This is a genomic window from Flavobacterium sp. GL_143, from assembly GCF_057834355.1.
In genome coordinates, this window is the sequence record NZ_CM174401.1 from 4,440,797 (window position 1) to 4,454,534 (window position 13,738).

The 13,738-nt window shown below is 30.9% G+C and carries 15 protein-coding genes; 7 read left to right on the forward strand and 8 right to left on the reverse strand.

The window, feature by feature from the left end; genetic code table 11:
* Window positions 1–329: 329 nt before the first annotated feature.
* From AC3IPI_RS18765 to AC3IPI_RS18780, 4 genes are all read right to left on the reverse strand, one after another.
* Entirely contained in the window at window positions 330–1,475 is a 1,146-nt protein-coding gene (locus tag AC3IPI_RS18765; protein ID WP_489154844.1) for a hypothetical protein, read from the reverse strand.
* A gap of 104 nt (window positions 1,476–1,579) precedes the next feature.
* Entirely contained in the window at window positions 1,580–2,350 is a 771-nt protein-coding gene (locus tag AC3IPI_RS18770) for a GGDEF domain-containing protein (protein ID WP_489154846.1), read from the reverse strand.
* A 150-nt stretch (window positions 2,351–2,500) separates the two neighbouring features.
* Window positions 2,501–4,693, reverse strand: a complete 2,193-nt coding sequence (locus tag AC3IPI_RS18775) for an alpha-galactosidase (protein ID WP_086895059.1) — start codon at window positions 4,691–4,693, stop codon at window positions 2,501–2,503.
* A gap of 660 nt (window positions 4,694–5,353) precedes the next feature.
* Window positions 5,354–5,836, reverse strand: a complete 483-nt coding sequence (locus AC3IPI_RS18780; RefSeq protein WP_489154849.1) for an energy transducer TonB — start codon at window positions 5,834–5,836, stop codon at window positions 5,354–5,356.
* A 272-nt stretch (window positions 5,837–6,108) separates the two neighbouring features.
* Here AC3IPI_RS18780 and AC3IPI_RS18785 point away from each other — a divergent pair, with 272 nt between their 5' ends.
* The 5 genes from AC3IPI_RS18785 to AC3IPI_RS18805 are packed head-to-tail and all read left to right on the forward strand — an operon-like array spanning window position 6,109 to window position 8,696.
* On the forward strand, window positions 6,109–6,843 hold the full coding sequence (locus AC3IPI_RS18785) for a hypothetical protein (protein WP_086895057.1): 735 nt from the start codon (window positions 6,109–6,111) through the stop codon (window positions 6,841–6,843).
* Between the two features lie 5 nt (window positions 6,844–6,848).
* On the forward strand, window positions 6,849–7,274 hold the full coding sequence (locus AC3IPI_RS18790; protein WP_086895056.1) for a hypothetical protein: 426 nt from the start codon (window positions 6,849–6,851) through the stop codon (window positions 7,272–7,274).
* A 9-nt stretch (window positions 7,275–7,283) separates the two neighbouring features.
* Window positions 7,284–7,763 carry a hypothetical protein gene (locus AC3IPI_RS18795; protein WP_489154852.1) on the forward strand — a complete coding sequence of 160 codons (480 nt, stop codon included), beginning with the start codon at window positions 7,284–7,286 and terminating at the stop codon, window positions 7,761–7,763.
* A 30-nt stretch (window positions 7,764–7,793) separates the two neighbouring features.
* The gene (locus tag AC3IPI_RS18800; RefSeq protein WP_489154854.1) at window positions 7,794–8,267 is read left to right on the forward strand and encodes a hypothetical protein; all 474 of its coding nucleotides are present in this window, start codon (window positions 7,794–7,796) and stop codon (window positions 8,265–8,267) included.
* 24 nt (window positions 8,268–8,291) lie between these two features.
* Window positions 8,292–8,696: a hypothetical protein gene (locus AC3IPI_RS18805; protein ID WP_489154856.1), complete on the forward strand. Its 405-nt coding sequence runs from the start codon at window positions 8,292–8,294 to the stop codon at window positions 8,694–8,696.
* Window positions 8,697–8,808: 112 nt separating this feature from the next.
* Here AC3IPI_RS18805 and AC3IPI_RS18810 read toward each other — a convergent pair whose 3' ends face one another.
* The gene (locus AC3IPI_RS18810; RefSeq protein WP_489154858.1) at window positions 8,809–9,507 is read right to left on the reverse strand and encodes a DUF1826 domain-containing protein; all 699 of its coding nucleotides are present in this window, start codon (window positions 9,505–9,507) and stop codon (window positions 8,809–8,811) included.
* A 115-nt stretch (window positions 9,508–9,622) separates the two neighbouring features.
* On the opposite strand from AC3IPI_RS18810, the gene AC3IPI_RS18815 reads away from it, so the two are divergent.
* Window positions 9,623–10,237, forward strand: a complete 615-nt coding sequence (locus AC3IPI_RS18815; protein WP_489154860.1) for a 3-keto-alpha-glucoside-1,2-lyase-like domain-containing protein — start codon at window positions 9,623–9,625, stop codon at window positions 10,235–10,237.
* A 72-nt stretch (window positions 10,238–10,309) separates the two neighbouring features.
* Window positions 10,310–10,486: a histone H1 gene (locus AC3IPI_RS18820; protein ID WP_035621526.1), complete on the forward strand. Its 177-nt coding sequence runs from the start codon at window positions 10,310–10,312 to the stop codon at window positions 10,484–10,486.
* Window positions 10,487–10,539: 53 nt separating this feature from the next.
* Here AC3IPI_RS18820 and AC3IPI_RS18825 read toward each other — a convergent pair whose 3' ends face one another.
* The 3 genes from AC3IPI_RS18825 to AC3IPI_RS18835 form a co-directional block, all read right to left on the reverse strand.
* Window positions 10,540–11,391, reverse strand: a complete 852-nt coding sequence (locus AC3IPI_RS18825) for an IS3 family transposase (protein WP_489154862.1) — start codon at window positions 11,389–11,391, stop codon at window positions 10,540–10,542.
* A 14-nt stretch (window positions 11,392–11,405) separates the two neighbouring features.
* Complete coding sequence (locus tag AC3IPI_RS18830; protein WP_489154864.1) at window positions 11,406–11,834, reverse strand: transposase; 429 nt, start codon at window positions 11,832–11,834, stop codon at window positions 11,406–11,408.
* A 337-nt stretch (window positions 11,835–12,171) separates the two neighbouring features.
* Window positions 12,172–13,596 (reverse strand): amino acid permease, encoded by a 1,425-nt coding sequence (locus AC3IPI_RS18835; RefSeq protein WP_039116215.1) that lies wholly within the window; start codon window positions 13,594–13,596, stop codon window positions 12,172–12,174.
* Window positions 13,597–13,738 lie beyond the last annotated feature (142 nt).

Genomic DNA, 13,738 nt, shown 5'->3' on the forward strand with positions numbered 1-13,738 from the left:
CAATCGCGCGGATTTGAAATCCGTGCTTGCAAAGTGTATATTAACAGATTAAAAAAAAGAAACCTCAGGTTTTTATCTACAACCTTTTTATTAATATAGGAATGGGCACGGAACGAATTTCCGCGCTATCGTTGCGCATATCTGATAATCGGGTATCTCACTAGCTTATGAGTCAAGATATTTCATGGAAACCAATCTTTACAAAAAAATAAAGAGGATTGAGGAAACTAAAGAAGTTACCATCTTAACTTTTTAAATTCTCTTTGAAATTAAAACGGAAGGAATTTTCACAAGCTATAATAAATCAAACAAAAAAATTACAATTTTATTTAATTGTAATTTTCCATCTTTTCAAATTGGCTAATTGAATCATCTATTAACCAATTTAAAGAAACAAATTCAGTACAAGTACGAAAAAAATAGTGATCTGAAATTTTTATCATGCCAGCAGAACTTTCTTTCTTTTGTGGCTGTATAGTGAAAATATACCTATCATCATCCGCATATATAAAATCATAGTTTTTAAAGGAACAGTAATTTTTCACTTCCTCTAAATCAATAATTATAAAGATGACAAAACTACCGCTAATAAAATCCAAATAATCATTAGAATCTAAAATACTTAAAGAAAAAGGATAATATCCTTGACCCGAAAATTTATACTTATTTAAAGAAAACATCATTGGATTTTTAAATTGTCTAAAATTTTCTTCCATGAATCCTTCTTCAAATTCTCTCGAAACAAAATAATAAATTCCTTTTTCAACTTCGGAAGCAGCGTTTTTAGTTTCTTTAGAAGATTGAATTAATTTATTTAATTCGTTAATATAATTTACTTCATTACTATTCAAGTCCACACGTATTGTTTCTCCTTGAATCCCATACAAACCTTCTGTTTTGTCGGTTTCTAAATATTTAACAATTTTATCAGCATTTTCTTTTTGTCTATGAATTCTTGAATTTTCAAATGTACTTGATTTAACTTCAAAAAGACTAAAACCTCCTGGATAAACAATCGTTAAATCACAATATTTCAAAACACTAGTAATATCGTTGAAAACAGCAATCATTCCTTCCTTATAAATTTTTTTAAAGGTGTTTATTTCTTTTTTTAACCCTATCTTCTCTGAAATAAAACCGGCAGATTTTTTAAAGTTTTGTGGCTTAATATCTAGTTTGCTAATAAAAGTAAAAGCTACAGCATCACCAACGCTACGATAAGTATCTATCACAAATCTTATTTCTTCAAGTTTATTTTCTAAAGATTTAATTTTTGCTTTTATTTTTATCGATTCTTCTTTAGTTAATTTTTGAGAAGGATTTTTCCTGCGAATATTTAAATCTTTTATTTCAGATTTTTTAGCTCTAACTTTATTTTCTAAGGATATAATTTTTTTAATAATATTCAATTGTACTAGTTTCCACATTTCTGCATTTAAATATGGCTCTTTACTAGCAAATTTTACTTGATCCAAAAGCTTCTTTAGAGCATTTCGATGGTATCTTATCATGTCATTAATTATATTAATTTATAAGAATCAATTTGGTTATAACATTTAAGTTATTTACAAAAAAACACCTAAGAAGTATGTTCTGTAGTATTTTTATTTAGACTTTTTTTTGCGATATTTCTCATTGCGTAATTCGCTCGGTCAAGTAATGTTTTAACTGTATCAGTCTCTTTTAATTGTGCTAAACCACAACATACGGTAATTTTATATACCTTATCATCTATAAGAAAATTATGATCTGCAATAAATTTCCTTTTTCTTTCTGCTGGAATTTTAGCTTGAGCTATATTAGTATCTGAATTAACTACTACAAATTCGTCTCCCGTTTCATATCTTCGAAATGTTTCGTCTGTTATACGAGTGTCATCTAGTAATAATCTTCCAACCTCTGAAAGAATCAAATCTCCTATTGAAGGAGAATAAGTTTCATTAAATACTTTAAAATCATCTATATCAATTAGAATAATTGAGAGAGCTTTCCCTGATTTTTTAGATTCTTTTATTTTTTCTTCAAGGTATTCTTCAAGAAGGCGGTGACTTTTCAATCCTGTTTTTTGATCTGTATAAGTTATCTTTTTTAATTGTTCAATTTTCCTTTTAAGAAAATTTCTTACAATTACAATTGTTATAAATACAATAATTATACAAATAATTATTATTTCATAAAATTTCAAGGAAATTACTTTATCCAAAAAATCCTCAGCCTTTACCTCTCTTTGAAAAAGCTTTAAAATTATGAATCCAAATACCAATCCAATTAATATTTTAAAAGCATCGTAATATAATTTAGGTAAAAAATCAATCTGAAATTTCTTAAATGCTTCTTTAAATTTTATCATTATAGAATTTATGTTTAGAACATTATAACTTTATAAAATTGACAGTTTTTGAACCGAAAATTTCTGAAACCGAAAATACAATTAAAATATGGAAATTCTATTAAACTTCAACCTCAGCTTATTTTTTTGACTAAACAAATAAAAATTAACTTAATTCACAGCCTTCACCTGCAAGATTACACTGGTTCTTCTAGCATTGACTTCAGGATTAAAACCAACCTTCATCAGAAAATCTCCCGAATAAATCTTAGAGCTATCAATGGGTGACTGTGTTTCGGGATAAAGATTTACTTCTTCAATTCTATATTGTTTTTTTGGATCCAGTCCCTGCATTTTAATAGGCAACCCAATGGTGGTATTGAATGTGGTGGCTACATAATAGTTAAACACAATTACCTCTTCTTGAGTCTCCTTTACGTATGCCATCGATGCCACTTTTTCATCATCGGGGTTTTGTAACCTATATTGATCGCCATGCCAAATGATATCTTTAATTCCATTATACAGCTTCACTGCATTTTGTGCATACAGTAAATCCTTAGCATCTAATTCATTTACCCGAATATCGAAACCCAGTTTGCCCATCATGGCAACATCTGTTTTAAACTTGATGGATTGTTTGCCCATATCCGTTACATGATTGTCCACTGCAATAGAAGGAAAATAATATGAATATTCCCATTGCATAAATATTCTGTCAAACGGGTTGGTATTATCGCTCGGCCAAAACTCCGTGAAGTACTGCAGGGCAGCATAATCAACTCTTGAGCCACCACCTGCACAAAGCATCATGGGTGTTTTTGGATGTTTGGCTCTTACTCTTTCCAATACTTTGTTTAAACCACGAACATATTCAATATAAAAGTGATCCTGGTTTTTTAAGAATGGTGAGTGAGCATTATAGATAAGCGAATTACAATCCCATTTGATGAATGCCAATTCAGGTACATCTTTAAACAATTGCTCCACAGTGTTGTACACAAAATCCTGAACCGCTGGATTAGTAAGATCAAGCACAAGTTGGTTGCGCATATAAAATTCTTTTATACCTGGTTGCCTGATGATCCAGTCAGGATTTTTTTCATACAATTCGCTTTTAGGATTCACCATTTCGGGTTCTATCCATATACCAAACTTTACGCCATGGGCAGTAGCTTCCTTACCTATAGAGCTGATACCATTCTTGAGTTTTTGTTTATTATACTGCCAGTCGCCCAACCCTGCTGAGGCTCCGTTACGGGGATATTTATTACCAAACCACCCGTCGTCTAACAGAAAAACATCCACTCCTAGTTTCTTTGTGTCTTTAGTGAGCTCGCTCAGTTTTTCATCATTGAAATCGAAATAAGTGGTTTCCCAATTGTTTAATATGGTTTGGCGTTGGCCACTGCCTTGCGCCAATTGATAGTTTCTGGCCCAGCGTTGCAAGTTACGGCTTGCCCTGCCTTTACCTTCATCAGAATAAGTGTAAACAAAACGTGGTGTAGTGAACTTCTCAGATGGTTTTAATGTGTAGTTCGATGAAAAATTATTAATGCCCGCTGTTACCCGCAAGTAGTATTCATCAAAGGTTTCAAAATCAATTTTAAAGTTACCAGACCATTCCAATGAACCGGCAATTACTTCACCTTCTGTTTCGCCTGCGGGCTTGTTAATCGATATCATGAAGGAGGATGAATGCAACAGGTTGCTGCGTGTACCCAGCTTTGAATCAAGTGTGCGGATGCCATGCAATAACTGTTGTTCTTCCGACAGCATCTCACGCCCCCAGCCACTGTAATGATTTTTAAGGAAAAACTTTTTACCCTGAAGTGTAAGGTTCGCAGAAGCATATTTATTCAGCACAACATTACCCTTTTCCTTATGCTCTATTTCCGACCATTGTTCAATTACATCTTCTTTATAATAGGCCTTGTAAAATAATGTAACCTGGAATTTGTACCTCGCATCGTTCAACACAATAGTAGTCAACGTCTGGTTATCATCAATTTTTTTTACTTCGTGATTCACATACTTCAACACGGCGGATTTATTTCCATCGCTGTGGGTTACAGACAGGGCAGGCTCCATCAGGTTAAGCGAGCCGGATGCTACGTAGGCTTCCCGCTTGTTAAACAAATCATCATTACCCACCTTAAACTTATCCAGTGAGTTGATGACTGCATATTCATCTGTATTTTTTAGTTTTTTCCCAAGGTAGGTAGCCAATAAAGAGCTGTCTTTATCTGTTTGCAGTACTAGAACTGTGTTTTCAGTGGATACCGTAATGGTTTCCTGACTAGTAGCCTTGCCTGTAAAAAATATCATCACAACGAAACAGGTTTTAAAAAGTTTAGAATGCATTTTATGCGGATTTTAAATTAATAAATTGGGAAACTTCGATATTAAAATCATCTTTTCCCATGATCTTTCGGTTTATATTTATTTGCACTGTTTGGTTTGATAAAAAAACTCAAGTGTTTATATTTACTTATTTCTTCTATTACATTCATAATGTTAAAGCATGATAGCCATTAGCAATCAAAATAGTATTTGAAGTCTTTTTAAATATATGATTATTCATAATTAATTTTTAAGCAAAAAAAACAATAATTCATAAGATTTTAGAAATACAATATTATCATCAAATAATACTATATTATCCTAAATTGTATAATCTCAAACAAAACTTCTATCGAACTATGCTTAAAACTTAACACTTAAAAAAAATACAACAGCCACTATTAAACAAGATAAAGTGCAATCAAAACACTATCAGACCCTGTTCTCCCCTCTCGTATAGATATATTATAGAACTAAATAAAACGCGCTCCCCGAAGAGTTCTTATGAAAAGCTGTGCGAAGGTCTCCTGACTTCGCACCCGCATAGAGAATCAACAAAGAGATGTCTCAAAAAGTAATAGCATCATATTATAGAATATCGGAACGGCAAGAAGTCGGGAGACTTTGCAGCAGTGGTTTCAATAATTCAAAAACAATATTATAAACAACAGTTATTATTAATTATTGAACATAATACGGAATATTATATAAACATCGTACTGGATTTCCATCTTTGATTGCCGGAATCCAGTTTGGGGATAATCTTAAAACCCTTTCTAATTCTTTCCCCGATCCGTAACCAAAATCACGAAGAATTTTTATTTCAGACAAACTGCCGTCTTTTTCAATTTTTATAGTTGCAAAAACACCGCCTCTGGAAGCTTCATCATCCATTAATTCTTGTGGCATAACATAATTTTTCTTTAAAAAAGCATAAAACTTTTCAATACCTCCCGGGAATTTTGGCAGAGTTTCTACCGCAGAAGCATTATAAACTTCATTATCTTTTGGCTTACTATCGTGATGCTTTTCTAATTTTATTGTTTGTTGTGGTACAGTCTTTTCGATATTTTCAGAAGCCGGCTCTGCCATTGCCGGAACTGTAGTATTTTGACAGCTCAATAACAATAAAAAGCTAATGGCTATTAAAAAATTTCTTATCATAGTTCTTTGTTTAGTGGAGAATTTATATGTAAAAAAACAAAATTTATTCCATTCAGAAGTCAATAATTTAATATCCATAAATCTAATTTTGACGAAACTAATTGCTTTACAGGCACAGAAAGATTTTTCGTGCTCTCGTTGCGCATATCCGAGCGATCGGATTTACACAAAAAACAATATTTAGACTTTTAGTAACATTCTTAAATCTTATTTCAGGCATGGTAGTTATTTGGATATCTCAAATTTGAGAGATAATTAAATAATTATAAAATATGAATGAAGATATTTTTAAATCAAAAACTAATTTAGATCCTTCAGAGTACAAAAAATTATTTGGAGATCCTTTTTGGAATGAACAAGGAAGTCCAAAAGCTAGAAACTTTTATCTCCAGCTGAGCGAAAAAGACAAAGCTTTAATGTTAAAAAAGAATTACCTTGAAATGATTAAAAAAGCCAGAGAAAGAAATTTCAATATGGCAGCAGATTGTTTACAATGGTGGTTAGACGGTACAGGATTTACAAAAACCATAGACTTTAACTGGTTGAGAAAGCAAAGTGAGGTTATTGCCGCAGAAAATGTAAATCTTGAACGATTCGAGGAAAGACTTGGACTTGAACGTTTTAATGAAAAATTAATTAAAAATGGAGATTTTTCAGAATATAAGAATGAATTGCAACGTCAACTTGTTGGCGGTGTTTTTCGTGAATTATATTATGTTTGTGGTACAAGTACAATAACCTCAAAGGCTGATTTTAAAATTACCCGAGTAAATAATAATTTTGTATTATCAGGAACAATAATTCATTATTGGTGGGATAGGTACGACTGGCACAAAGGAGCAAATGCTTATATCAATGGTTTTGGATATGTTAACGACTCAGATGCTTTGTTAGTAGAAAAACATTGCGGAGCAAGACCGTATGAAATGAGAAGTCAATGGCAACAAAGTTTTAATAAAACTTTTCAATCTGGATTTTTTGGAGGATTAAGTATAAAATTGAAATAGAAAAAATGAAAAAAAAAATATACATAGGTTTAGCAATTCTAATTATTTTATTATCATTTTATTATTATTGGCAAAATAGATATGTAGAACTTCGTCCTGTACTTGTAAATGAGGATTTGCGTGAACCGGTATTATTTTCAGAAACATTTCATAATCAATTATTTAAAATCGCAAAAACAAATGAAATTCCGCCAAATTTTTATAAAAACATAAAGTGGGTTTTGGAAAGAGAACATCAAGAATATATTGTAAAAAATGGAGTGATTTATATCAGATATAAATACATGAATGATTACGAAATGATTTGGAACCATACTACTAAAACTAACAATCTCGAATGGTTTAAATCGCAAAGAAAGATGGATAGTATTAATGGAGATTACGAAAGCAAAGAAAAATTAGATAGTATTATTAAGGGATTTATTCATTAAAATAGAATAATGAAAAAGAAAATATACATATCAATAATAGTTATAGTTCTTTTATATGCCTCTTATTATTATTGGCAAAATAGGTATATTGAACTTCGTCCAGTAATTTTAGCAGAAGAAAACTACACCCGACAAATAACGTTTTTTGACAATGATCTTTACAAATTTGCCAAGCCAAATGAGATTTCTCCAAGTTACTATAAGAACATAAAATGGGTTTTGAATGATTCCAGAGTAGATTATATAGAAGAAAACGGAATTATTTATGTTCGAAATAAATTCCTGAACGACATGGATATGGTTTGGAATTACACCACTAGAGCTATCTCTACGAAATATTTTAAACAAGAAAGAGAAAGAGATAGTCTATATCTTATTAGAATCAAAAAACGTACAGATTCTCAAAAAACAATAATAGAATCTATTTTAAAAACTATAAAGACAGACTCTATTAAATTCCATAGAGATCAGGAAAATAAAGAGAAATAAAAACTATTATTAAGGGATTTATTCATTAAAATGAAAAAGAAAATATACATAACCTTAATTGCTCTAGTTCTTTTCTTTTCTGGTTACTATTATTGGGAAAATAGATACGTCGAACTTAAGCCGGTAATTTCAAAAGGATACGATCGCCAAATAGTATTCTTTCAAAATGACTACTATAAATTTGCAAAACCAAATGAGATTTCTCCAAGTTACTATAAGAACATAAGATGGGTATTGAATGATTCCAGAGTGGATTATATTGAAGAAAATGGAATTATTTATGTTCGAAATAAATTTCTGAACGACATGGAGATGGTTTGGAATTACACTACTAGAGCTATCTCTACGAAGTATTTTAAAATAAAAAGAGAAATGGATAGCATCAATCTTATTTCCGAAAAGGAGTATGTAGATTCTCGGAGAAAAAAAATAGATTCTGTTTTAAAAACTATAAAGACAGACTCTATTAAATTCCATAGAGATCAGGAAAATAAAGAGAATTAAATACTATTATTAAGAGGTTTATTCATGAAAAAGAAAATATACATAACCTTAATCACTCTAGTTCTTTTGTTTTCTGGTTACTATTATTGGGAAAATAGATATGTAGAACTTCGTCCTGTAATCTTAAATAATGACATACACGGAGTTAAAGTGTTTAGTCGTAATATAGTATTTTTTCAAAATGACTTCTATCGAATCGCTGAAAGAAATGAAACACCACCAAATTTTTACAAGAATATAAAATTTGTTTTAGATCATCAGATAGACGATTATATCGTTAAAGATGGTATGATTTACATTAAATATAAATATATGAACGACTTGGAAAGGATTTGGAATTACACCACAAAAACTAATGATCTTACTTGGATAAAACAGAAAGAGGATGAAGATATATTTAATAAAAACGCAAAAATAAAGAAAAATTAAATACTATTATTAAGAGGTTTCGTGATTAGCTACTTTACTTATTGCCATAAATCTATTCGGTTTTCAAGGATTTAAATAAGCTTTTCTCAACTACATTGTCTCAACAATTTCCCTAACAAATCAACAACAGCCTATACTCTCCTTCATTTTCTATTGGTGCTCTATGAATACAAGGCAGCACTTGTTGTTTTGGATGATCTACAGCCAATCGCCAAAGATGTCCTATGCCTAAATTAATAGGCTCTGCATCGTCGTGTATCTGATAATGCAAATCAAAATAATTTTCCCTCAAGAAGTCTTCGAATTCTTCCTCTGGTCCGTCATAGAGGCCTTTTAGCTTTGCTCGTATTTCCGGAATCAGGATTTTTTGGGCTGCTTCCGAATTAGAAACAATATCACTTGCCGCTCCGTGATAAGTACATAAAAAAGTATCTGTTGCAATAGGCGAACGATCAACATGAAAAGAATACACATCTGTAGATATGAAATCAAATTCATCATCACGTTCATAGCACTTCAGTAAATTAAGAGCTGGCGAAGCACCAAAATCAGTTAATAATTGTAAATCATTTAAGATTATTTCTCTTGCTATACTCCCCTTTTCTGATAGTTGGAGTGCAATTAGATCTTCAGGATAAACTTCGGTTATATTTTCTTTTAAACCTAGTTGGGTTACAATCTCGTTAAAATCTCCATCCAAATTTCTGTGCCAGCATAGCGCATTCATTTCTCCCATGAAACTGGTCTGTACAAGATCAGAGAAAGTTGATACCATCCCAATTTGGTTGCTGTCAGAAAATATATTGCTCATAGTATAATTTAAGAAGCTAGTTGCTTCGTGCATTACAAAATTATGTAATTACCTTTAAAAATTATGTTTTCTAAAAGACTTAAAAAAAATAATTATAAATTTACTAAAAACAAAAATGAAGAATAAATATTTCGGTTTATTGATACTATCTCTTGTTATGATTTCGTGTTCTAGCACAATTTCAACTGCAAAAAAAGAATATAAAATTGTTCAAGCTTCTAAACTGAAATCAAATTGGAATTTTAACTCAAAAGAATGGTTACTAAAAAAAGATACCTTGATAGGTACTGGAGGACCAATGCATTGGGGAGTTATAGAATCTAAAAAGAAACTCTCAAAAAATTATGAAATCGAATTTAGAGTAAACATGACCAAAGGATCTCTATTTGAGGTAATGCTAAACATTGATAAAGAACAATATATAAGAACGTATTTGTATAATATTGATCAGAATATTGTAATAGGGAAAGGTGTTTATAAAGAAGGAAGTGACGAATACGAAAAACGCGGCGGCCCTACTTTGTTTAATAAGCCAATGAAATTAGAAAATGACAAATGGTATTCGGTAAAAATTAGGGTAACGAACAATCAATTATACTTCTCTGTTAATAATGAAAAGACATTAGAGTGTTCTATAGAAAAAAGTAATTTAAGCCAACAAGGAAAACTAGGATTCTTAACCGACGGTGAAATTAAAGTAATTGATTTAAAGATTAAAAGCATTGAGTAAAATTAATTGCATCTAATTTATGTATTAAGAGCAAAAAGAATATTTTTGGATTCTTAAATTAAAAATAACATCATGAAAGATCTAGTATCAAAAATCAATGCAGAATTCGAAACATTCAAAACTGAATCAGAATCATTAATCGAGAAAGGTGTGAAAGCAGCAGGACCAAGAGCTCGTAAATCAACTTTAGAAATTGAAAAACTATTAAAAGAGTTTAGAAAAGTATCTGTGGAAGAATCTAAAAAATAAGCCCATGTCTCGTCCTAAAAAAACGATACGAATTATTAAATAAAATTAAAATATTAAACAGCAGTAAAAACGTTTTTACTGCTGTTTTTTGCTTTATATGTTCTCATGTTTATTTTGTTTTGAGAATGCATTTGATTAGGGGTCAGCATATAGTTGGAATAATGAGGTCTAAGTTCATTATAAACAGCAATTGATTCCTTAATAATTTTATTTACAATTTTATCTCTTGAATTATACTTATCAATCCAAAATTCTTGTTTTAGTATTCCATTTATTCTTTCAGCCACTGCATTTTCATAAGGATCTGAGTTTTGAGTCATACTACATAAAATCTTGTTTTTAATAAGTTCATTTTGATACTCATTAGCACAATATTGAATTCCTCTATCAGAATGATGTATCAAAGGTAAATTGCAATTTTTTCTTTGCTTAAGAGCCATTTTTAAAGCTTTTATGCTGCTTTGAGTATTTAAATTGTCAGCTACATAATACCCCATTATCTTCTTGGAATAAGCATCAGTAATTAAACTTAAATAACGAGGATTATCTCTTTTTCCAATATATGTGATATCAGATACCCAAACTTGTTCGGGTCTGATTATATTTAAATCTAAAATTAAATTCTCATGTTTTCTAAAGCGATGATGCGAGTTGGTTGTTACATGATATAACCGTTTAGGCTTTATCAACAAATGATTAGCTCTGAGTATATCAAAGAATTTATCTCTTCCAATCTTCATTAAATGGAGTTGATCCAATAAAAGATAATAGAGCTTTCGAGTACCAATTCTAGGCATTACTGATCTAATATTATGAACCAATGATACAACTTCTTTGGCTTTATTCTGACTGGATGTTGTTCTTCTAATTTTTCGATAATAAACCTGTCTGTCTATCCCGAACAAAAAACAGGTAAATGCTATTGTTTCTCGTTCTCTTTGTCTGAAATGGGCGATTGTTCGGGCACAGAGTTTTTTCGGATATCAATATGATATTCCTTTTCAGCTAAATCAATCATCATATCAAACAGAATCGCTTTTTTGTCAGCAACAAAAGCCTGTCTCTCTAAGAATGCCTTTTGTTTCTCTAAAAGTTTGACTTGAGCTTCAAGCTCCATAATCTTTTGTTCGGGTGTTTTTATCATTTTGATTGGGGTTTGGTTCTCCCAATCAAAGTTACCAAATTTTATAAGCCACTGAACAACAGTTGAACGGGCTTGAATACCATATTGTTTCTTTGCCTGAGTAATAGATATAAATCCTTTCTCAATATCACTAACAATTTGAAGCTTTAATGACATACTGTAGTCGCGTTGACTACGCTTTACATAATTTGAGTGCTCTTTCATAACGATGTTTTTTTATGTATCGTTATTTCAGGACTAGACACCATAATAAATAAAAAAACCTTGCTTAATTTTATTTAAGCAAGGTTTTTTTATTTTACTTTTACTATAAATCTTAATTGTATCTGTTTTTTTTAACCCATTGGGTCCAGTTACTTCGTAAATAACTCCGCAACACGAATCCAATCTTTGTCGACTAGGTGTTAAATCCTTTAATTAAAGTTGCTAGTTTAATAATCTAATATCTGCATACTTAGAAGATATTAGTTTTGTTTCTCGCAGATTTTAAAAGATTTTAGCAGATGTACACAGATAGCTAGAATGATGTAGTAAAAACTACTTATTTTTTTGTTTTAAAAACTTTATAACATACAAAAAGAATACCTAACCAAATAGGAATTAATTCTACGGATAACTTCATATTAGTAATCCACATGATTGATAAAATACCTAATAAAAATACAAAACAGATGTAATTACTTACTGGATAAAATAATGAAGCAAACTTAGTTTTTGTACCTTCCTTATCTTTTGAACGTCTAAATCTTAGATGCGTATAAGAAATCATAACCCAGTTAATAATTAAACAAGACACCACTAAAGACATTAAAATACTAAAAGCCTCTTTTGGAATTAGCTTATTTATTAAAATACAAATCGCTGCAAAGCAGGAAGAAATTAAAATAGCATTAATTGGTACCGATTGTTTGTTTAGCTTCATTAAAAACTTAGGAGCATTGCCTTGGTCTGCTAAACCATATAACATACGTGAGTTACTATATACACTACTATTATATACTGATAAAGCGGCAGTTAATACAATTAAATTAAGCACATTAGCGATAAGGCTTGTAAAAAATATTTTGTTACCAAACAACTCAAACTCCATTCCGTTTAAATTTTGAAAAACCATTACAAATGGACTACTATCTGTAGTAATTTGTTGCCAAGGTGACAAAGCAAATAAAATTACTAAGGCACCAACATAAAATATAAGGATTCTGTAGATAACCTGATTTGTTGCTTTTGGAATATTTTTTTCTGGATTTTCTGCCTCAGCAGCCGTAATCCCAATTAGTTCTAAACCTCCAAAGGAGAACATAATTAGAGCCATTGCTGATAATAAACCCTGAAAATTACCATCTCCCGTTTTTTCAAAAACTCCTTTTGGAAAGAAGCCTCCATCGTTATACAAATTATGAATTGTAGCATGTTCTCCTCCTGTACCACTTATTAGCAAGTAAGTACCAAAGAGAATCATTGCAATAATTGCGACAACTTTTATGATTGAAAACCAAAATTCAGTTTCTCCGTAAACTTTTACAGAGGCAAAATTTAAAGCATTAATAACCAGGAAGAAAAATAAACTGGATGCCCACAGCGGAATTTCAGGCCACCAAAACTGTACATAAACACCAATGGCTGTAAGTTCAGCCATACTAACTAAAATATATAAAATCCAATAGTTCCAACCTGATGCAAAACCTGCAAAAGAACCACAATACTTATAGGCAAAGTGACTAAAGCTTCCTGAAACAGGTTCTTCAACAACCATTTCGCCAAGTTGTCTCATAATAAAAAAAGCGATAATTCCGGCAACAGCATATCCTAAAATAACAGATGGCCCTGCTAATACAGCTGCTGGACCAATACCTAGGAAAAGACCTGTTCCTATTGATCCGCCTAAGGCAATTAACTGAATGTGGCGGTTAGTCAGCCCACGTTTAAGCTGATTCTCTTTTACGTCTTCATGTTTTTCTTTCACAAATTAGATTTTTTAAATGAGTTAAATGTACTCACAAATGTATAAACAGCGAAGATAAGTTAAAAAAGGAATCGTACAAAACATAGTTCTGTCACATCTGTCAGAATCGAATAATAAGTATTTAAGTTGTTTAAAAATTAAT